This is a genomic window from Kitasatospora sp. NPDC034023, assembly GCF_055575795.1.
The window spans coordinates 251,831-272,065 of record NZ_JBVIRY010000004.1; the positions used below are offsets into that span (position 1 = coordinate 251,831).

Below are 20,235 nucleotides of genomic sequence, written 5' to 3' on the forward strand. Positions count from 1 at the left end.
ATTCGGGACGGGACATGGATGACACACGGGGATCCGGGCTTCGGTTCGGAATGCTGGGGCCGCTGCGGGCCTGGTACGGGGAGCAGGAGCTGGAGTTGGGCCGGCCGCAGCAGCGGGCGGTGCTCGCCGTGCTGCTGGCCGCCGCCGGGCGGACGGTGGCCGTTCCGGTCCTGGTCGAGGGGGTGTGGGGCGGGGCCGAGCCCGCCGAACCGCGCAAGGCCGTCCAGCTCGCCGTCTCCCGGCTGCGCAGCGCGTTCCGGCCGTACACCGGGGACGATCCGGAGCGGCTGCCGCTGGTGCGGGTCGGCGACGGCTACGCGCTCAGGGTGCCCGGGGCCGAGGTGGACGCGGCCGCCTGGGAGGCGCTGCTGGCCGAGGCCGAACGGCTGCGCGACCGGCAGGCCCCGCCCCGGGAGGTCCGGGAGGTGGTGCGGAGCGCCCAGCGGCTGTGGGTCGGCGAGCCGCTCGCCGGGCTGCCCGGGCCGCACGCCGAAGCCGTCCGGGCCCGCCTCACCGAGCAGCGGATCTCGGCCAAGGAGACCCAGCTGGAGCTGGACGCCGAACTCGGCGACCGCACCGACCTGACGGCGGAGGCCGAGGCGCTCGCCCTGGAGCACACCGGGCGGCCCCGGCTCACCGCCGTCCTGATGCGCGCCCTCTACCAGTCGGGCCGCAAGGCCGAAGCGCTCGCCGTGTTCGAGGACTCCCGTCCGTCGCTGCCGCCGGACGAACGGGGCCCGGCCGAGATCCAGCTGCGCATCCTGCGCGAGGACGCCACCCTGCTGCCGGCCGGAGCCGTCCCCGAGCCCGCCGCCGGCGCCGGCCCCGACGCCTGGCAGGCGCCCGACCAACTCCCCTCCGGCCTGCCCGACTTCACCGGACGCGTCGAAGAGGTGGAAACCCTCGCGGACCGCCTCTCCGGCGCCGGCGGGCGCGCCGTCGCGGTCTCAGCCCTGGACGGCATGGGCGGCGTCGGCAAGACCACCCTCGCCGTGCACGTCGCCCGGCAGATGCGCGTGCACTTCCCCGACGGGCAGCTCTTCGCCGACCTGCGCGGCGCCGACCGCACCCCGCCCGACCCGGGCACCGTGCTCGCCGGATTCCTGCGCGCCCTCGGCGTCGACCCCGCCGACATCCCGCCGGACAGCGGCGAACGCAGCGCCCTCTACCGTTCGGCGCTGGCCGGGCGGCGCGTCCTGGTCGTCCTCGACAACGCCGCCGAGTCAGGCCACGTCGAACCGCTGCTGCCCGGCTCGGCCGGCTGCGCCGTCCTCATCACCAGCCGCCACCGGCTGGCCGGTCTCGCCGGGGCCCACCAGATGCGCCTGGACACCCTGTCGCCCGAACAGGCGCTGGAACTGCTCGTCCGCATCGTCGGCGCCGAACGCGTCGCCGCCGAACCCGAAGCCGCCGAGGACGTCGTCCGGGCCTGCGGGCTGCTGCCGCTCGCCGTCCGCATCGTCGCCTCCCGGCTCGCCGCCGACCCCTCGCTCACCCTCGCGGCACTCGCCGACGGGCTGCGCCACGAGCACCGGCTGGCCGAACTCAGCGACGGCGAACGGACGGTGGAAGCCACCTTCGCGCTCTCCTACCACCGCCTGGACCCGGAACTCGCGCGCGCCTTCCGCCTGCTGTCCCTGCCCGACGCCCCCGACCTGCCGCTGCCCTGCGCCGCCGCCCTGCTCGGCCGCACCGAGGACGAGGCCGACCGGCTCCTCGAAGAACTCGTCGACCTCAACCTGCTGCACTCCCCCCGGTTCGGCCGCTACGGCTACCACGACCTCGTCCGCGCCTACGCCCGCGACCGCCTCGCCGACGAGGACACCCCCGCCGACCGCACCGCCGCCACCGACCGGCTGCTCGACTTCTGCCTCGCCACCGCCCGCAACGCCGACCTCGCCGCCCGCAAGGCCGAACCGGCCGAACTCAGCCTGCTCGGCGCGGCCGTGGCCTCCCCCGGCCGCGCCATCGCCGACGGCGCGGAAGCCGTGCGCTGGATGCGCGACCAGGCCGAGGTGCACGCCGCCGCCATCGCGCTCGGCTGCGACGACCCGGCCCTGCCGCTCGACCGCGCCGCCGAACTCGCCGACCGGATGGGCGCCGTGCTCCCCGAACGCACCCAGACCGGCGTCATCGTCGACCTCGCCGAACGCATCGCCCGACAGGCCGCCGACCGAGGCGAGCACGGACCGCTCGCCCTCGCCCGCTACCTGCGCGGCAGCATGCTCTGGCACATCAACCGCTACGCCGAATCCCAGGAGGAGATCCGCCGGGCCGTCGCCCTGTCCGGGCGGGAGGAGAGAACCGAACGCGTCCTCGCCAAGGCCCTGATCACCCTCGGCAGCAACGCCCGCATGCACGGCCGCTACGCCGAGGCCGCCGAGCACGCCGGACGCGCCGCCGACCTGTTCCACCGCCTCGGCGCCCAGCGCGCCGAGGGCAGCGCGCTCGGCGAGTTCGCGTTCAGCGCCGCCCAGACCGGGCGCCTCGACGAGGCCCGGGACGCCGCCGAACGCAGCGCCAGCCTGATGAGCGCCTCCGGCCCGGTCTCCGCCGCGATCGGCCGTTACTACCTCGCCCGGGTGCTGCGCCTGTGCGGCGACCCGGAGGCGGCCCTCGACCACGCCGTCGGCGCCCGCGAGGAGTTCACCGCCCTCCAGGTCACCGTCTTCGCCGCCGCGGCCGGCGACCTCGCCGCCCGCATCCACGCCGAGGCCGGCCGCTGGCTGCTCGCCGTCGACGCCGCCGAAGCCGTCCTCCCCCTCGCCCGCCGCACCAGCGCCGCCCTGGAAGCCGCCCTGCTGCGCACCCTCGGCACCGCGCTCACCGGCCTCGGCCGCCCGCGCCAGGCCCGGGCCTGCCTGACGGACTCCCTGGAGGTGTACGAGCGGCTGGGGCTGGAGGAGGAGGCAGCGCAGGTCAGGGGGCTACTGACGGAGTAGGTACGGCATCGGCACGACCACCGGCTACGCGCGTTGACCGGCCGTCTACCGCGTTCCCGGAACATCTCTCCCGTCAGGCCCCGGGCCGCCGCCGCAACGGTCGCGGCCCGGGGCGACACCACCGACGAGAGGCACGACACATGCCCACGCTCGTACGGAACGGCCAGGTGTGGACGCTCCGGTCGGCGAACGGAACGGTCGCCGACCTGCACTCCGGCCGCACCGACCCGGGCGCTCCGATCCAGTCCCGGGAGCGCAACGGCACCACCGCCCAGGGCTGGGTCTTCTGGTCCATGGACGGCAACTGGGTGGTGGAGACCCAGCTGACCCGGGGACGGTACGCCCCCGGCCAGGCCATGGTCATGCACTACGACCACACCACCCGCCGGACCTCACTGGCCGACCTGGACGGTCAGCCCGACCAGCGCTGGTGCCTGGAAGTCGTCGGCGACGACTGGCTCCGCATCCGCACGCTGAACTCCGACGAGGGCGACCTCTTCCTCACCGCGTCCACCCCCGGCTCCCCGCTCACCCTGGCCCGGCAGAACCACACCGACCCGGCCCAGCGCTGGCAGCTCATCCCCGCCGGCCGGACCGCCGGCGGCCGGTGGCGGACGGCGCGGCGTCCGCAGCCCGCCGACGGTGACGTCCACACCGAGATGCTGACCGCCGTCAACACCGAACGCGCCCGCGCCGGCGCCCAACCGCTCTGCCTGGACGAGCGGTTGAACGCCGCCGCCCAACGCCACGCCGACGACATGACGGCACACGACCTCACCCAGGACCACGGCACCGACGGCAGCACACCGTGGCGCCGGGTGCGCGCCGCCGGCTTCGCCTTCCGCTTCTCCGCGGAGAACGTCGCCGCGGCCGACAACGTCCCGGAGGCGATGCGGATGTGGATGAACAGCCCCCACCACCGCGACACCATCCTCGACCCGCGCTTCAACCACATCGGTGTCGGCTCCGCGGTTCGCCAGCACGGCACCCGAGGGCGCTACGTCCAGACCTTCGGCCAGGTCTGACCCGCCCACCGGGCCCGGTCCCCGTCGGGAGGGCCGGGCCCGGAACCCCTGGGGAGGCACCGACCACCTGGGCCTCAACGTCCGCACCGACAACGCCCCGGCGATCCGGCACTACGAGCGGCTCGGCTTCGCCACCGTCGCCCGTCCGCGACCAGGACCGCGAGGTCGAGGTCGCTGGTGGCGGTGGCGGTCCCGGCCGCCGCGGACCCGGCCAGCAGCGCGGCGAGCGCGTCCGGGAATCGGTCGGCCACCAGCCGACGGGCCTGATCGATCATCCGTTCACTCATGCGGGCAAGAATCGCAGGTCACCGGCCCCGGCTCCGGATCCGAACGGAAAACCGAAGGCGCCCACCGCCCGCCCCTGGTAGACAATGTGACATGCTACAAGGCTCCCGTGTCACCCTCCGCGCCCGGCTGCAGAGCGACATACCCGTTCTCCAGGCCGAGTTGTACGACGACGTCGCCACCCGCACCCGAGCCGACAACCGCCCCTGGCGGCCTCTCCCGCCCGACTCCCCGCACTCCCCCTACCTCGTCGGCGCGCCCGCCGACGACGCCGCCTGCTTCTCCGTCGTCGAGCGGGACACCGGCGAACTCGCGGGCGAGGCCCTGGTCTGGGGCATCGACTCCCACAACCGCAGCGGCCACCTCGGCATCGCCCTGCGCCCCGGACACCGCGGCCGGGGGCTCGCCACCGACACCCTGCGCACGCTCTGCCGCTACGGCTTCCGCACGCTCGGCCTCCAGCGGCTGCAGATGGAGACGCTCGCCGACAACGAGCCGATGCTGGGCGCCGCCCGACGCGCCGGATTCACCGTCGAGGGCACCCTGCGCGCCGGCCACTGGGCCGACGGGGCGTTCGTCGACCAGACCGTCCTCGGCCTGCTCGCCGGCGAATGGACACCGTGATCCGACGGCCCACTGCGGCTCCCCGCCCGCCGCTCCCCGACGGCCTGCCCTGCCCCGCCCGACCCCGCCCGACCCCACCCGACCCCACCCGGCCGATCACGACTCGATATCCCTTGTCACGGACCCGCGAGAGACTCGTCACAGACCGGTCAAAGGGAGGCCGAAGTCATGGCACCCGACCTCCGGACTGCGCTATGAACATCCCTCAGGAGGACCGCCGACGGCGGTCCGCAATGACGGGGGACGTCACATGAAGCCCATCCGCAGCAGTCGCCGCGCCCTCGCCCTGGCCGCGCTGACCGCGGTCGGCGCGCTGACCATGACCGCCTGCAACGACGACGCGTCGTCGTCCGACACCGCGACGACCCCGCCGGCTGCGCCGTCCGCACCGGCCGCGTCGTCCGCGCCGGGCACCGTCGCCCCGTCGCCGGGTGGCGGCGCCATCACCCCGGCCGCCCCGACCTCCGCCCCGGCGGGCGGCGCGGCCTCCGCTTCGGCTGCCGCGCCCGCACCGGCGGGCGGCACCCCGGCCGGCGGCACCACGGTCAAGGTCGGCAACGCCGTCACGATCCCGTTCAGCTCGGGCAGCACCAAGGGCACCATCGCGCTCGCGGTCACCTCGATCGAGAAGGGCGATCCGGCCGACCTCACCTCGCTCAACCTGGGCGACAAGGCCAAGGGCCTGGTGCCGTACTACATCCACTACAGCGTCACCAACGCCGGCAGCACCGACCTGTCCTTCACCAGCGTCGACCACATGAAGGGCCTGCTGGCGGACGGCACCGAGGCGCAGGACCTGATGATCATCGGGGCCTTCGCCAAGTGCAAGAGCGAGTCGCTGCCCAAGGGCTTCACCAACGGCCAGTCGGCCACCTCCTGCGCGGTGGCGTTGTCCCCGGAGGCCTCCAAGGTCGCGGGCGCCGAGTACTGGGGCGACCCGTACACCCTCGGCAAGGGCGTCAACTGGAAGTGATCCGTACGGACTCCGGGCGGGGGCGGCACTGTGCCGCCCCCGCCCGGGGTTCGGCCCCGCCCGGGATTCAGCCCCGGGCCGCCGGGCCGCCGTGGATCCGCAGGAAGGCGTCGACGCCGACCGCCGCGATCCGCTCGACCTCTTCGTCCGCCACCGGGACGGCGCCCCAGAAGGAGCGCTCGGCGATGCCGTGGAAGGTCAGCAGCGTGTACTGCTCGGCGGCCAGCGCGGCGTCCTCGACGGCCAGCAGTCCGCGTTCCGAGAGCGCCTCGAAGTGCGTCGCGAGGTCGCGCAGCGAGGCGATCGGGCCGGCCTCCAGCCAGGCCTCCAGAACGTCCGCCGGGATGTTGGCCACCTCGGCGCGGATCGCCCGGCCGAGCGCCCCGTGCTCCCCGGCGGACAGCACCGCGCGTGCCCGCTCGACCGCGAAGTCGACCAGGTCCTGGCGCAGGTCCACCACCCGGTCGAGGTACTTCGCCATCAAGTCCCGGATCTTCTCGGTCAGTTCCGCGGAGTTCTGCAGCGCCACCGACAGGAAGAGGGTCTCCTTGTCGGCGAAGTGGTTGTAGACCGTGCGCTTGGACACCCCGGCCTCGGCCGCGATCGCGTCCATGCTGGCCCGCACGTAGCCCTCGCGCCCGAACACCACCGTCGCGGCCTGCGTGATCGCCCTGCGCTTCTCCGGTCGTCCCGCTCCACCCGTCGTCGCCACGGTCCGCTCCTCCACTGCTCCGCCTGCGCTAATAAACTACTCGGTGCAGTGTATTTGCCTCGCACCGAGCCGGGCTCGCCATCGAACGCGCGCGCCACGCCGAGTAAGATCTACACCCGTGTAGACGCATTGCGTAAGTACCCGGCCCCGATCACGGGCTCCGCGGCCACGCACGGGAACCGGCCGACCGGCTCCAGCGTCCAGAAATGGCAGCGCCACGAACGAACGTACGGACAGGCAACCGGCGCGGGCGCCGACGTGGCGCACGGAACACGGGAACACCGGGGGTGGGTGCGTGGCGGGGCAGCGAGGACGGTCGCCGGACCGGGGGCGGGCAGCCGACCAGGGGCGGGCAGCCGACCGGGGACGGTCGCCCGACGGGGGACGGACAGCCGATCAGGGTGCACGGCGACGGGCGGCGGACAGGCCGGCGGACGGGTCGACCGTCAGACCGACTGACCGACAGACCGACAGGCCCGCGGCCCGCCCGAAGCGCCCCTTCTCCGGCGGGCCCCCCCTGCCGGCGGTGGCCGCGGTCGGGCTGCCGGTGGTGGGCGCGGCGATCAGCGAACTCTCCGGCCCGGGCATGGGACTGGCGTTCTCGCTGACCGCGGTGCTGGGCACCGGCCTGGCCGCCGCACTGAGCACCCGCAACGGCTGGTGGTGGGTGCTCGCGGCCTCCCCGCCGGTCATCCTGGGCGTGACGGCCGCCGCCGAGCTGGCCGCCAACCGCGAGCTCTACCAGGGCAGGGGGCTGGCCACCGGCGCCGCGAAATGGGTGGTGCACGGCTTTCCCGTGATGGCTGAGGCCGCGGCAGCGGCTCTCCTGGTGATCGTGGTCCGGGTGGTCCGGGACCGGAGGAGGCACCGTGGCTGAGAACAGCGAGCAGCAGGAGGGCGGCCGCGCCGCCGCCCGCCGGGCCGCCGGAGCCCCGGCCCGCACCCGGTCCCCGCTGCTGATCGCGGGCCGGGTGGTGGCCTGCACCGTCGGACTGGCGGTGTTCGCCGCCAGCGGGGTGGTCTGGTACGAGTACAAGCAGCTCACCGACGGGATGACCACCTCCAACGTCATCGCCGAGACGAAGAAGGACGCCCCCAAGCACCTCGACAACTCGGTCAACCTGCTGCTGATCGGCCTGGACAGCCGCAAGAACATGGACGGCTCGGACCTGCCCCCGCAGTTCGTCCAGGACGAGCTGCACGCCGGCCACAGCTCCGACATCGGCGGCTACAACACCAACTCGCTGATCCTGCTGCACATCCCCGCGAACGGCGGCAAGGTGCAGGCCGTCTCCATACCGCGCGACGACTACGTCATGACCTACAACGCCGACGGCTCCCAGCTGGGCATGGCCAAGATCAAGGAGGCCTACGGCGCGGCCAAGGACAAGGCCGATCCGGGCCTGCGGGCCAAGGGCCTCAAGGGCGCCGACCTGGAGAAGGCGGGCCGCGACATCGGCCGCGCGGCCACCATCCGCACCGTGCAGAAGTTCCTCGACCAGCCCATCGACCACATCGCCGAGGTCAACCTGATGGGCTTCTACGACATCGCCAAGGCGGTCGAGCCGATCCAGGTCTGTCTCACCCACGACACCAAGGACCCGGCCATGGAGGGCCAGGGCTCCGGCGCCGACTTCAAGAAGGGCATCAACACCCTCAACGCCTCCCAGGCGCTCTCCTTCGTCCGCCAGCGCCACAACCTCGACGGCCCCGACGGCAACTCCGGCGACTTCGCCCGAACCCACCGCCAGCAGGCCTTCATCTCCGCCGTCGTGCACAACCTGAAGCAGAAGGGCATCGTCGGCGACCTCGGCAAGATGCAGGAGCTGATGGGCGTCATACAGAAGGACCTCGTCATCGACAACCAGTGGAACATCCTCGACTTCGCCCAGCAGGCCCCGGCCCTGACCGGCGGCAACGTCGAGTTCAACACCCTGACCTTCGACGGCTTCGGCACCCGGAACGGCCAGGACGTCAACCTGGTGACCCCGGCGAAGGTCCAGAAGGTGGTCAAGCAGCTGTTCGGCTACGCCGACGCCGCTGCCGCCCCCGTCGCCCCGGCCGACCCGACCGGCGCCACCCCCGCGCCCACGGCCACCCAGCCGACCGCGAGCCCGACGTCGACCGCCGCCAAGGCCGTCACCGTGGACGTCTTCAACGCCTCCTCGGCCACCGGAGTCTCCTCCACCGCCGAATCCAAGGCCCTGGTCGCGATGGGCTTCAAGGAGGGCCGGACCGGCCCGGCGGGCACCAAGCCGAAGACCACCACCGTCACCTACGGCAAGGGCGCCAAGGACGCCGCCGACCAGATCGCCGCCCGCTACGGCGTGACCGCCACCGAGTCCGCCTCCGCCGGCGCGGACCACGTCGTGGTCACCCTCGGCACCGGCTTCACCGGCGTCGACGCCGACAAGCCCGCCGCCCCGACCGGCTCCGCGTCCGACCCGGCCGCCAACCTGCCGATGCAGGGCCCCGGCGTCGACGCCCAGTCCGACGGCGGCATCCCCTGCGTCTACTGACCCGCCCCGCCAATCGTCCGGTGCCCCGCCGACCCCGGCGGGGCACCGCTCAGGACCACTCGAAGTACAGCGCGGGCCGCACCGGCCGCGGGCCGCGGGGTGCGAAGACGAACACCAGGTTCACCGTCGGCCCGGACGGCTCCTCCAGCCGCGGACCGCGGATGCTCAACCCGAACTCGTTGATCGGCCGCCCGGCCGCCAGCCCCGCCCGCACCTCGCGGTACCAGCCCTCCAGCGGCGCGACCGGCAGCTCCCAGCACAGTGCCAGCTCGCCCGACAGCCGGTAGGCGTCATCCACCGTGGCGGCCGGAAAGGTCACGCTGACCAGGTCGAGCACCTCGCTCTCCGCGGTGGCCAACAGCTCGACCCTGCCGGTGAACCAGCGCCCGCCCGGCAGCGCGATGGTCGCGGCCACGGTGGGGATGCGCCAGCGGCGCCGCACGTTCTCGGGCCAGCCGACATCGCTGCGGCCATGGCTGCTGCGGAGGTTCCAGGTGACGGCCGTCGGCTGAACGGGCTGCTCGTACGACAACAGGGCCTCCGGGTCAGGGCGCGGTCGGGGTGGCGGACTGGGTGGCCTGGTCCTGGAGCGTGAGTCTCAGGTTCTCACCCCAGGCGATGTTGACCTCCAGGGTCACGGGCTGTCCGTTGTTGACGGTCTCGTACTTGAGGCCGACCCCGAAGAGCGGTCCGGCCGGAGTCAGCAACGGGAAGTCGGAGTCTCCGTGTTGCCCGTCGAGACCTACCCGGTCGCCCCTTGCCAGGCCGTCGAGGACCTTCTGACGGAACTCGGTGATCCCGTCGGACTTCAAGCCGAACTGCCGGGCGATGTCCATGGCCCTCTTGTACGCCTCGTCCAGCGAGAGGTCGGAGTCCCAACAGACGAGCTCGTCGATGTTCTCCGCGTCATCGTGGGTAGCTGCCACGATGAGGCTCATCGTGGCAGCGTGGAAGCGCTGACCGCCAGGCAGGTCGATGTCCACCGGGCCCAGGTTCTCGAAGTCGTGGCCGCTGTGCGGATTGAGTTTGACCCCGAGATCGGCACCCCGGTGCGAGTTCCGGAGGTCCCAGTGGACGGCACGCGTCCTCCCGCCCACCAAGTAGCACCCGGCCGCCAGCAGAACCAGGCAGAGCAGCACCGCAAGGATCCGGATCCGCCACGCCCCCGTCACGGCACGATCTCGTACTCGTCGGCCCGGTCGAGCAACGGAGTGTCGATGAGCGTCTTCGCCTGCACCGGATTCGCCAGCAGCTGCTGGCACTTGGGCAGCATGTCCTTGCGGATCCAGTCCATTCGGTCGTTCGTGTCGGTCACGTACCGGGCGCCGGTCGCGGCGGGGCCGGTCCAGGTCCCGAGCGGCTTGAGCACCGACTCCTCGATGTGCTGCCACGCTTGGTCGAACGCCTTGGCGACAGCCTGCCAGTCCTTGCCGGTCTCCGTCACCGACTCCAGTTTCACGTCGCGCAGGCGCGTGAAATCCACCACGGGAGCCCCCCTCCCCCTGTTGTGCTACTGGAGCGCCCCGGCGTTCCCGTTGTCGGTCTTGCCGTAGTTGTCGGCCGCTTGGCGGAGCGACTCCTCGTCCGTGCCGAGCGCGCTGCGGATCTTCTCCACGCCCTGGGTCCACGCGGTCACCACGGCGGCCAGCTGCCCTGCCACCTGCCAGCCGCCCAAGGCTGTCTCGGCAGCCCCCGAGGCGGTTCCGGCGGTCTGGACCGGTGTGGCCAGACCGGCGGCGATGGACGAAGCGTTGGCCGCCGAGGACCTCAACTGCTCCGGCGAGACCTCGAATCCGGCTCCCGACATCGGATCGACCCCCCAATGCTCGATGCGATGTCCCGACCCTAACGGGACCGGGCGGTTCGCCGCCGGACTTTCTCGAACATGGACGCGATCAGTCGGCACGCCCCTGGCGCGATTCTCCGTACTATGTATAGTGTACTGCGTACGGGGTAATCGTACGGATGCCTCAGAAGTCGACGAGAGGGTTCCCGCCTTGCAGATCACCGCCACCACCGTCGCCCTGACCGTCGAGGACGTCACCGCCTCCGCCGCGTTCCTCCGGGAGCACTTCGGCTACGGCGAGGAGATGTCGGCCGACGGCTTCGTCTCGCTCAATCACCCGGGCGGCGGGGTCAACGTCGTCTACCTGCGGCGCGGCCTGGAGGTCCTGCCGGAGGACCAGCGCCACCGGGTCGCGGACGGCGTGATCCTGGCGTTCGTCGTCGAGGACATCGCCGCCGAGGAGCGGCGGCTGCGCGAGGAGGGGGTCGCGATCACCCTGCCGCTGCGTGAGGAGCCGTGGGGCGAGAAGCTGTTCCAGGTCGCCGACCCGAACGGGGTCGTGATCGAACTGGTCGAGTGGGCCAAGCAGTAACCGCGAAACCAAGCAGTAACCGGGAACAACGGGCGCCCCTCGTCCCGGCCGGGACGAGGGGCGCCGACGCGTACCGGGGACGGTCAGTCCACCGTCCAGGTGTCGTTGCCCGCCAGCAGCGCGGCCAGGTCGCCCGGGCCGCGGTGGGCGGCGGCGGTGGCCAGCTGGCTCGCCATCAACTCGTCGTAGACGGGCCGCTCGACGCTGCGCAGCACACCGATCGGCGTGTGGTGCAGGGTGTCCGCGTCGGCGATCCGGGAGAGCGCGAAGGCGGTGGCCGGGCCGGCCGCGTGCGCGTCGTGGACCAGCACGTCCGTCTCGTTCGCCGCCGTGACCGGCGCGGTGAACAGTTCGCCGTCCGGGCCCCGGAACACGCCGTTGGCGCCCTCTGCGCCGAAGCGGATCGGCTGCCCGTGCTCCAGCCGGATCAGCGCCTCGTCCCGGGTGCCGGGCTCCTTCAGCACCTCGAAGGCGCCGTCGTTGAAGATGTTGCAGTTCTGGTAGATCTCGACCAGCGCCGTGCCCTCGTGCTCGGCCGCCGCCCGCAGCACCGACTGCAGGTGCCGGCGGTCGGAGTCGATGGTGCGCGCGACGAAGGTGGCCTCGGCGCCGAGCGCCAGCGACAGCGGGTTGAACGGTGCGTCCAGCGAGCCCATCGGCGTGGACTTGGTGATCTTGCCGAGTTCGCTGGTCGGCGAGTACTGGCCCTTGGTGAGGCCGTAGATCCGGTTGTTGAACAGCAGGATCTTCAGATTGACGTTCCGCCGCAGGGCGTGGATCAGGTGGTTGCCGCCGATCGACAGCGCGTCACCGTCACCCGTCACCACCCACACGCTGAGGTCCTGGCGCGCGGTGGCCAGCCCGGTCGCGATGGCCGGCGCCCGCCCGTGGATCGAGTGCACCCCGTAAGTGTTCATGTAGTACGGGAAACGCGAGGAGCAGCCGATGCCCGAGACGAAGACCGTGTTCTCCCGTCTGATGCCGAGCTCCGGCATGAAGGCCTGCACCGCCGCCAGGATCGCGTAGTCCCCGCAGCCGGGGCACCAGCGCACCTCCTGGTCGGTCTTGAAGTCCCGTGCGCTCTGCGGCGCTTCGTCCTTGGGCACCAGCCGCAGGGACGGGAAGCCTCGCTCGCTCCGCTCGCTCATCGGTGGTCCTCCTCGTCCAGGGTGCCGATCGCGGCCCACAACACGTCCGCCAACTGGGCCGCCTTGAAGGGCAGTCCGCGCACCTGGTTGTAGGACTCGGCGTCCACCAGGTACTTCGCCCGCAGCAGCAGGGCGAGCTGCCCGAGGTTCATCTCGGGCACGATGACCTTCTCGTAACTCCTCAGCACCGCGCCCAGGTTGGCCGGGAAGGGGTTGAGGTTGCGCAGGTGCGCCTGGGCGACCTCGCCACCGTCCGCTCGCACCCGGCGCACCGCCGCGGTGATCGGCCCGTACGTCGAGCCCCAGCCGAGGACCAGCACCCGGGCGTCGCCGGTCGGGTCGTCCACCTCGACCGGCTTGACGGTGATGCCGTCGACCTTGGCCTGCCGGGTGCGGACCATGAAGTCGTGGTTGGCCGGGTCGTAGGAGATGTTCCCGGTGCCGTCCTGCTTCTCGATGCCGCCGATCCGGTGCTCCAGGCCGGGCGTGCCGGGCAGGGCCCAGGGCCTGGCCAGCGTCCGCGGGTCCCGCAGGTACGGCCAGAAGGCGCCGTCCTCGCGGTTCGGGCCGGTCGCGAACTGCGGGTCGATCTCGGGCAGTTCGTCGACGTCGGGGATCCGCCAGGGCTCCGAGCCGTTGGCCAGGTAGCCGTCGGACAGCAGGAAGACCGGGGTGCGGTAGGTGACCGCGATCCGGGCCGCCTCCAGCGCCGCGTCGAAGCACTCCGCGGGCGTGGCCGGGGCCACGATCGGCACCGGCGCCTCGCCATTGCGGCCGAACATGGCCTGCAGCAGGTCCGCCTGCTCGGTCTTGGTCGGCAGACCGGTGGACGGGCCGCCGCGCTGGATGTCCACGACCAGCAGCGGCAGTTCGAGCGAGACCGCCAGGCCGATCGTCTCGCTCTTGAGCGCCACGCCGGGCCCGGAGGTGGTGGTCACGCCGAGCGCCCCGCCGAAGGCGGCGCCGAGCGCGGCACCGATCCCGGCGATCTCGTCCTCCGCCTGGAAGGTGCGCACCCCGAAGTTCTTGTGCTTGCTCAGCTCGTGCAGGATGTCCGAGGCCGGGGTGATCGGGTACGAGCCCAGGTACAGCGGCAGGCCCGAGCGCTGTCCGGCGGCGATCAGCCCGTAGGACAGGGCGAGGTTGCCGGAGATGTTGCGGTAGCGCCCGGCCGGGAGCTTGGCCGGCGACACCTCGTAGGAGACCGCGAAGGTCTCGGTGGTCTCGCCGAAGTTCCAGCCGGCCCGGAAGGCGTGGATGTTCGCCTCGGCGATCTGCGGCTTCTTCGCGAACTTGCTGCGCAGGAACGACTCGGTGCCGTGCGTGGGCCGGTGGTACATCCAGGACAGCAGGCCCAGGGCGAACATGTTCTTCGCCCGCTCCGCGTCCTTGCGCGCCAGACCGCTGTCCTTGAGCGCCTCCACGGTCAGCGTGGTCAGCGGCACCTTGTGCAGGTGGAAGCCGTCCAGCGACCCGTCGGTGAGCGGGTCGGCCGGGTAACCGACCTTCGCCAGCGCGCGCTTGGTGAACTCGTCGGTGTTGACGATGATCTCCGCGCCGCGCGGCAGGTCCGGCAGGTTCGCCTTCAGCGCGGCCGGGTTCATCGCGACCAGCACGTTCGGGGCGTCGCCCGGGGTCAGGATGTCGTGGTCGGCGAAGTGCAGCTGGAAGGACGACACGCCCGGGAGGGTGCCGGCGGGGGCACGGATCTCGGCGGGGAAGTTCGGCAGCGTGGACAGGTCGTTGCCGAAGGACGCCGTCTCCGAGGTGAACCGGTCACCGGTGAGCTGCATGCCGTCCCCGGAGTCGCCGGCGAAACGGATGATCACCCGGTCGAGTCTGCGGATCGGCTTGGCTCGGCCGGGTGCCGGGCCGCCCGAGGCGGGTGGGCCGGCGGGCACGCTCGGGCCGGGGCGCGCCTCGCCGCTCCCGGCACGGGCCTCGTCGCCGTCCGAGCCGTCCACTGCCTCTGACTGATCGACCTGACTGGTCACTGCCGCGGACCTCCTAGGGCACACCACCCGCGGGCGCGGCCCCGTGCCCCGTCCGCCTGGTGCACCTCCCGCATCCTATGCGGGTGGAGTCGGCCAAGGACGGAACTCCCGCGTGCGGCGGGAAATCACCGACCCGCGTCCGTACCGCACACGAGCAAGAACGTCCGACCGCCGGAGATCATTCCGAATCCGGCGGCCGTACCCGGCGCTCCGGCGGCAGTCGGGGCTCCCGGCTAGGAGTTGAGGTACGTCAGTACGGCCAGTACCCGGCGGTGGTCCTCCGGGCTCTGGGCCAGGCCCAACTTGAGGAAGATGTTGCTGACGTGCTTCTCCACGGCTCCGTCGGAGACCACCAGCTGCTTGGCCACCGCGGCGTTGGTGCGGCCCTCGGCCATCAGTCCGAGCACCTCGCGCTCGCGCGGCGTGAGGTTGGCCAGCACATCGCCCTTGCGGCTGCGGCTGAGCAGTTGCTGCACCACCTCGGGGTCCAGCGCGGTGCCGCCCTCGGCGACCCGGACCACGGCGTCCGCGAACTCGCGCACCTCGGCGACCCGGTCCTTCAGCAGGTAGCCGACACCCCGGGTGGATCCGGCCAGCAGCTCCGAGGCGTAACGTTCCTCCACGAACTGCGACAGCACGAGCACGTTCAGCTGCGGGTAGCGGCCGCGCAGCTCGACACAGGCGCGCAGGCCCTCGTCGGTGTGGCTCGGAGGCATCCGCACGTCGGAGACCACGACGTCGGGCAGCGCGTCGGCAGCGGCCAGGTCGTGGATGGTCTTCACCAGGGCCTCGCCGTCCCCGACACCCGCGACCACCTCCAGACCGCGATCGGTGAGCAGCCGGGTCAGTCCCTCCCGCAGCAGTACGGAGTCCTCGGCGATGACGACGCGACGCATGGCGACCTTCCGGCTGGGTGAGCTGACACAGGCCAGTCTCCCCCATCCCGGGGGCCGGTCGTGCCCGGCCCGGAAAGCCGGTCGCGCGGCCCGGAAACCCGATCGGCCCGGGCCGCGGCTTCCGCCGAGGACCGGGCCGATGATGCCGGGAAGCCGCGTCACATGGTGCGGATGGCCACCGCGTCGCAGAGCCCTTCCAGGGCCGCCTTCGCCGGGCAGTCCGGCAGCGGGGCGAGCAGCGCCCGGGCCTCCTCGGCCCGGCGCAGCGTCTCGGCGCGGGCGCGCTCCAGCGCGGGGTGGGCCCGCATCAGGCGCAGCGCCTCGGCGTGCGGCTCGTCGTCCGAGAGGTCCTGGGTGAGCAGTTCGCGCAGCCGGGTGTCGTCCGGGTCCGCCGGGTCGGCCGGCATCTGCTGCAGCAGCAGGGTCGGCAGGGTCGGCACGCCCTCGCGCAGGTCGATGCCGGGGGTCTTGCCGGACTCGTGGCCGTCGCTGGAGATGTCGAGCACGTCGTCGGCCAGCTGGAAGGCGATGCCGATCCGCTCGCCGAACTCGCCGAGGGTGTCCACCAGCGCGGGCTCGGCGCCGGCCATCAGCGCTCCTATCCGGCAGGAGACGGCGATCAGTGAGCCGGTCTTGCCCTCCAGCACGTCCAGGTAGTGCAGCAGGGGGTCCATCTCCGGGCCGGGGCCGCGGGTCTCCAGGATCTGGCCGGTGACCAGCCGCTCGAAGGCCTCGGCCTGCATCCGCACGGCCTCCGGGCCGAGGTCGGCCAGCACCTGGGAGGCGCGGGAGAACAGGAAGTCGCCGGTGAGGATGGCGACCGAGTTGTCCCAGCGGGAGTTGGCGCTGGGGGCGCCTCGGCGCACCGGGGCCTCGTCCATGACGTCGTCGTGGTACAGCGTGGCCAGGTGGGTCAGCTCGACGACGACGGCGGCCGGCACCACGCCGGGTGCGCCCGGGTCGCCGAACTGGGCGGCCAGCAGGAGGAGCAGCGGACGGAAGCGCTTGCCGCCGGCCTCGAGGAGGTGACTGGCGGTGACGGTGATGAAGGGGACGTCGCTCTTGACGGCCTCGCCGAGCGCCGCCTCCACCGCGTCCAGGCCGACCTGGATGTCCCGGGTCAGGTCGCGGTCCTGCACGCTGAGCCCGAAGGGTTCCACGACGGTCACGAAGACCACTCCTCTGTCCCTGGTCGATCTAGCGGCCTGGTCCCTGAGTGCCGCCGCTGGCCATACAGGCAGGGTATCCGGTCGCGAGTGGATCACTGCACGGGCGTGCGGATCCTGTCAGGATCGGGCCGGATGCCCTGGTCAGGGCGGCTGTGCGGGCCGTGCGGCGGTGGGGGTGAATTCGGGTGGAAATAAAGGCGGGAGAGTCGCCGGGGCCGCTCCGGCGCCGGCGGGCGACAAAGACCCGTCCGGGCCGCGCGGGCGGGGCGCGGCCCGGACGGGCCCTGGTCGGGAGCGGTGGGCTCGGAGGGTCAGCGCACGAACAGTGAGGCCTTCGACGCGAGGTCGAGGAAGTACTGCGGCAGCAGACCGAGGCCCAGCGTGACCACGACCCCCATCCCGATCGCGGTCGCCGTGAAGGCGCTCGGGATCGCCACCGTGGGCCCGCCGGGCTGCGGGTCCGAGAAGAACATCAGCACGATGACCCGGATGTAGAAGAACGCGGCCACCGCCGAGCTCAGCACACCGACGATCACCAGCGGTGTCGCCCCGCCGCTCGCCGCGGCCTGGAAGACCGCGAACTTCCCGGTGAAGCCGGAGGTCAGCGGGATCCCGGCGAAGGCCAGCAGGAACAGCGCGAACACCGCGGCCACCAGCGGCGAGCGCCGCCCCAGCCCGGCCCAGCTGGACAGGTGGGTCGCCTCGCCCTTGGAGTCGCGCACCAGGGTGACCACCGCGAACGCGCCGAGCGTCACGAAGGAGTACGCCAGCAGGTAGAACAACACCGAGGAGATGCCCTGCTTGTTGACGGCGATCACACCGGTCAGGATGAAGCCGGCGTGCGCGATCGAGGAGTACGCCAGCAGCCGCTTCACGTCCTGCTGGGTCACCGCCAGCACCGCGCCCACCACCATGGTGAGGATGGCCACGCCCCACATCACCGGCCGCCAGTCCAGCCGCAGGCCCGGGAAGGCCACGTAGAACAGCCGCAGGAAGGCCCCGAAGGCCGCGACCTTGGTGGCCGCCGCCATGAAGCCGGTCACCGGGGTCGGCGCGCCCTGGTAGACGTCCGGGGTCCAGGAGTGGAAGGGCACCGCGGCGACCTTGAACAGCAGACCGACCGCCAGCATCGCCAGGCCGGTCAGTACCAGCACGTCGCTCTGGGTGCTGCTCAGCTGCGCGGGGGTGGTCATCGCCTTGCCGGAGATGACGTCCCCGATGTCGCCGAGCTTCACGCTGCCGGCGTAGCCGTACAGCAGCGCGGTGCCGAACAGGAAGAACGCCGAGGCGAAGGAGCCGAGCAGGAAGTACTTGACCGCCGCCTCCTGGGAGAGCAGCCGACGGCGCCGGGCCAGGGCGCACAGCAGGTACAGCGGCAGGGAGAAGACCTCCAGCGCCACGAACATGGTCAGCAGGTCGTTCGCGGCGGGGAACAGCAGCATGCCGCCGACCGCGAACATGGTGAGCGGGAAGACCTCACTGGTGGCGAAGCCGGCCCGGACCGCGGCCCGCTCCTGCTCGCCGCCGGGGGTGGCGGCGGCCTGGGCGGCGAAGGCGTCGGCGGGCAGGCCGCCGGCCTTGGGCTCCAGCTTCCGCTCGGCGTAGGTGAGCACCGCGACCACCGAGGCCAGCAGGATCACGCCCTGGAGGAACAGTGCCGGGCCGTCCAGCGCGACCGACTCCATGGCCAGCAGGTCGATCCGGGTGAAGCCGTGGCTCTGCACGGCCAGCACCACCACGGCGACGAAGGCGCCGACCAGCCCGGCCAGGGCGAGCGTCACCTGCGTCCAGTGCCGGTACCGGCGGGGCACGAAGGCCTCCACCAGGATGCCGGCCACGGCGGCGCCGAACACCACGAGCATCGGGGAGAGTTGACCGTACTCGATGTGCGGCGCCGGGATGCTGGGGGTGTTGCCGCCGGCGGCGGCGAGCACTGCGGTGGCGTTCACTTCTGCTCACCTCCTGGGGTGGCGGCGACCGGGTGGGCCGGTGCCGGGTCGGTCTCGTGGACCTGCGAGAGCGTCGCGTTCACCGAGGGGTTGACCAGGTCGGTGAGCGGCTTGGGGTAGACGCCGAACAGGACGGTCAGCGCCACCAGCGGGGCGACCACGGCGAGTTCGCGGGCCTTGAGGTCGGGGATCGCCCGCACGCCCTCCTTCACCGGGCCGGTCATGGTGCGCTGGTACAGCAGCAGGGCGTACAGCGCGGCCAGCACGATGCCGAAGGTCGCGATGATCCCGATCACCGGGTAGCGGGTGAAGGTGCCCACCAGCACCAGGAACTCGCTGACGAACGGGGCCAGGCCGGGCAGCGACAGGGTGGCCAGGCTGCCGATCAGGAAGGTCCCGGCGAGCACCGGGGCGACCTTCTGCACACCGCCGTAGTCGGCGATCAGCCGCGAGCCGCGGCGGGAGATCAGGAAACCGGCCACCAGCATCCACGCCGCCGTGGAGAGGCCGTGGTTGACCATGTAGAGGGTCGCGCCGCTCTGACCCTGGCTGGTCAGGGCGAAGATGCCCATGATGATGAAGCCGAAGTGCGAGATCGAGGCGTAGGCGACCAGCCGCTTGATGTCCTTCTGGCCGACCGCCAGCAGCGCGCCGTAGACGATCCCGATCAGCGCGAGGACCAGGATCGCCGGAGCGAAGGTCTTCGAGGCGTGCGGGAACAGCCCGAGGCAGAAGCGCAGCATCGCGAAGGTGCCGACCTTGTCCACCACCGCGGTGATCAGCACCGCGGTGCCGGCGGTGCTCTCGCCCATCGCGTTCGGCAGCCAGGTGTGCAGCGGCCACAGCGGGGCCTTCACCGCGAAGGCGAAGAAGAAGCCCAGGAACAGCCCCTTCTCGGCGGTGCCGGACAGCTGCAGCCTCCCGTCGGCGATCGCCGAGGTGAGGGTCTGCAGGTCGAAGGTGCCGAAGCCCTGGTCCTGCGCGATCACGTACAGGCCGATCACGGCGGCCAGCATCACCAGGCCGCCGAGCAGGTTGTAAAGCAGGAACTTCACGGCCGCGTACGAGCGCTGACGCGACGAATCGGGGCCGCCGGCCCGGTCGCCGAAGCCGCCGATCAGGAAGTACATCGGGATCAGCATGGCTTCGAAGAACACGTAGAACACGAAGACGTCGGTGGCGTAGAAGGAGACGATCACCATCGCCTCCACCGCCAGGATCAGGGCGAAGAAGGCCTGGGTGCGGCGCCTGTTCTCGAAGGTGCCGTCGGGCTTGGCCGGTCCCGGATCGGCGTCGTGCCAGGAGGCGAGCATCACCATCGGCACCAGGACCGCGGTGAGCAGGGCGAGGACGGCGCCGATGCCGTCCACGCCGAGCGAGAAGGTGATGCCGAAGGAACGGATCCAGCTGTACGACTCGGTCAGCTGGTAGCGGTCGCCGTGCGGGTCGAACCGGGTCGCCGCCACGGCGGCCAGCACCAGGGTGACGGCCGAGACGCCCAGGGCGACGGCCTTGGTGGTCTTGCGCCGGGCCTCGGTCGACCCGGCGGGCAGGGCCGCGGTCAGCACCGCCCCGGCTGCCGGGACGGCACAGGTGGCACTCAACAACACGCTCATGACGG

Annotated in this window: 19 protein-coding genes; 7 read left to right on the forward strand and 12 right to left on the reverse strand. The window is 72.2% G+C overall.

The genetic code is table 11. The annotated features are described in order from the left end of the window. Positions 1–14 precede the first annotated feature (14 nt). Entirely contained in the window at positions 15–2,942 is a 2,928-nt protein-coding gene (locus tag ACZ52R_RS08250; RefSeq protein WP_465753162.1) for an AfsR/SARP family transcriptional regulator, read from the forward strand. Positions 2,943–3,082: 140 nt separating this feature from the next. Then, complete coding sequence (locus tag ACZ52R_RS08255) at positions 3,083–3,967, forward strand: CAP domain-containing protein (protein ID WP_465616580.1); 885 nt, start codon at positions 3,083–3,085, stop codon at positions 3,965–3,967. Between the two features lie 74 nt (positions 3,968–4,041). On the opposite strand, the gene ACZ52R_RS08260 is transcribed toward ACZ52R_RS08255, so the two are convergent. Further along, complete coding sequence (locus ACZ52R_RS08260) at positions 4,042–4,254, reverse strand: nucleotidyltransferase domain-containing protein (RefSeq protein WP_465616578.1); 213 nt, start codon at positions 4,252–4,254, stop codon at positions 4,042–4,044. A gap of 91 nt (positions 4,255–4,345) precedes the next feature. Between ACZ52R_RS08260 and ACZ52R_RS08265 the strand changes: the two genes are divergently transcribed. Both ACZ52R_RS08265 and ACZ52R_RS08270 read left to right on the forward strand, forming a co-directional pair. Beyond that, positions 4,346–4,876, forward strand: coding sequence for a GNAT family N-acetyltransferase (locus tag ACZ52R_RS08265; RefSeq protein ID WP_360494441.1), 531 nt, complete (start codon positions 4,346–4,348; stop codon positions 4,874–4,876). A 250-nt stretch (positions 4,877–5,126) separates the two neighbouring features. Then, positions 5,127–5,849: a hypothetical protein gene (locus ACZ52R_RS08270; protein ID WP_360494444.1), complete on the forward strand. Its 723-nt coding sequence runs from the start codon at positions 5,127–5,129 to the stop codon at positions 5,847–5,849. Positions 5,850–5,916: 67 nt separating this feature from the next. Here the strand turns inward: ACZ52R_RS08270 and ACZ52R_RS08275 are convergent, their stop codons facing one another. After that, complete coding sequence (locus tag ACZ52R_RS08275; protein ID WP_465616575.1) at positions 5,917–6,561, reverse strand: TetR/AcrR family transcriptional regulator; 645 nt, start codon at positions 6,559–6,561, stop codon at positions 5,917–5,919. 526 nt (positions 6,562–7,087) lie between these two features. On the opposite strand from ACZ52R_RS08275, the gene ACZ52R_RS08280 reads away from it, so the two are divergent. Together ACZ52R_RS08280 and ACZ52R_RS08285 are read left to right on the forward strand one after the other, a co-directional pair. Further along, positions 7,088–7,438 carry a DUF6542 domain-containing protein gene (locus ACZ52R_RS08280; protein WP_360494450.1) on the forward strand — a complete coding sequence of 117 codons (351 nt, stop codon included), beginning with the start codon at positions 7,088–7,090 and terminating at the stop codon, positions 7,436–7,438. Beyond that, positions 7,431–9,080, forward strand: a complete 1,650-nt coding sequence (locus ACZ52R_RS08285; RefSeq protein WP_465753164.1) for an LCP family protein — start codon at positions 7,431–7,433, stop codon at positions 9,078–9,080. The genes ACZ52R_RS08280 and ACZ52R_RS08285 overlap by 8 nt, the downstream gene beginning before the upstream one ends. 49 nt (positions 9,081–9,129) lie before the next feature. Here ACZ52R_RS08285 and ACZ52R_RS08290 read toward each other — a convergent pair whose 3' ends face one another. Genes ACZ52R_RS08290 through ACZ52R_RS08305 form a run of 4 tightly spaced genes read right to left on the reverse strand, consistent with a single transcriptional unit; the run spans position 9,130 to position 10,887 of the window. Then, positions 9,130–9,612: a hypothetical protein gene (locus ACZ52R_RS08290; RefSeq protein ID WP_465753166.1), complete on the reverse strand. Its 483-nt coding sequence runs from the start codon at positions 9,610–9,612 to the stop codon at positions 9,130–9,132. Positions 9,613–9,625: 13 nt separating this feature from the next. Beyond that, on the reverse strand, positions 9,626–10,252 hold the full coding sequence (locus ACZ52R_RS08295) for a hypothetical protein (protein ID WP_465616569.1): 627 nt from the start codon (positions 10,250–10,252) through the stop codon (positions 9,626–9,628). Then, positions 10,249–10,566, reverse strand: a complete 318-nt coding sequence (locus tag ACZ52R_RS08300; RefSeq protein ID WP_465616567.1) for a hypothetical protein — start codon at positions 10,564–10,566, stop codon at positions 10,249–10,251. Before ACZ52R_RS08300 ends, ACZ52R_RS08295 begins: the two co-directional genes overlap by 4 nt. A gap of 24 nt (positions 10,567–10,590) precedes the next feature. After that, positions 10,591–10,887 carry a type VII secretion target gene (locus ACZ52R_RS08305; RefSeq protein WP_360494465.1) on the reverse strand — a complete coding sequence of 99 codons (297 nt, stop codon included), beginning with the start codon at positions 10,885–10,887 and terminating at the stop codon, positions 10,591–10,593. Positions 10,888–11,077: 190 nt separating this feature from the next. Here ACZ52R_RS08305 and ACZ52R_RS08310 point away from each other — a divergent pair, with 190 nt between their 5' ends. Beyond that, the gene (locus tag ACZ52R_RS08310; RefSeq protein WP_465616564.1) at positions 11,078–11,458 is read left to right on the forward strand and encodes a VOC family protein; all 381 of its coding nucleotides are present in this window, start codon (positions 11,078–11,080) and stop codon (positions 11,456–11,458) included. Between the two features lie 83 nt (positions 11,459–11,541). Here the strand turns inward: ACZ52R_RS08310 and ACZ52R_RS08315 are convergent, their stop codons facing one another. The 6 genes from ACZ52R_RS08315 to ACZ52R_RS08340 all read right to left on the reverse strand — a co-directional run bounded on the left by ACZ52R_RS08315 (position 11,542) and on the right by ACZ52R_RS08340 (position 20,230). Further along, positions 11,542–12,606, reverse strand: coding sequence for a 2-oxoacid:ferredoxin oxidoreductase subunit beta (locus tag ACZ52R_RS08315; RefSeq protein WP_465661387.1), 1,065 nt, complete (start codon positions 12,604–12,606; stop codon positions 11,542–11,544). Further along, positions 12,603–14,600 (reverse strand): 2-oxoacid:acceptor oxidoreductase subunit alpha, encoded by a 1,998-nt coding sequence (locus ACZ52R_RS08320; RefSeq protein ID WP_465753168.1) that lies wholly within the window; start codon positions 14,598–14,600, stop codon positions 12,603–12,605. The genes ACZ52R_RS08315 and ACZ52R_RS08320 overlap by 4 nt, the downstream gene beginning before the upstream one ends. 233 nt (positions 14,601–14,833) lie before the next feature. Then, complete coding sequence (locus ACZ52R_RS08325) at positions 14,834–15,496, reverse strand: response regulator transcription factor (protein ID WP_360494474.1); 663 nt, start codon at positions 15,494–15,496, stop codon at positions 14,834–14,836. 158 nt (positions 15,497–15,654) lie between these two features. Then, on the reverse strand, positions 15,655–16,665 hold the full coding sequence (locus ACZ52R_RS08330; protein WP_360494477.1) for a polyprenyl synthetase family protein: 1,011 nt from the start codon (positions 16,663–16,665) through the stop codon (positions 15,655–15,657). A 311-nt stretch (positions 16,666–16,976) separates the two neighbouring features. Next, positions 16,977–18,614, reverse strand: a complete 1,638-nt coding sequence (gene nuoN, locus ACZ52R_RS08335; RefSeq protein ID WP_360494480.1) for an NADH-quinone oxidoreductase subunit NuoN — start codon at positions 18,612–18,614, stop codon at positions 16,977–16,979. Next, the gene (locus tag ACZ52R_RS08340) at positions 18,611–20,230 is read right to left on the reverse strand and encodes an NADH-quinone oxidoreductase subunit M (protein WP_360494483.1); all 1,620 of its coding nucleotides are present in this window, start codon (positions 20,228–20,230) and stop codon (positions 18,611–18,613) included. Before ACZ52R_RS08340 ends, nuoN begins: the two co-directional genes overlap by 4 nt. Between the last annotated feature and the right edge of the window lie 5 nt (positions 20,231–20,235).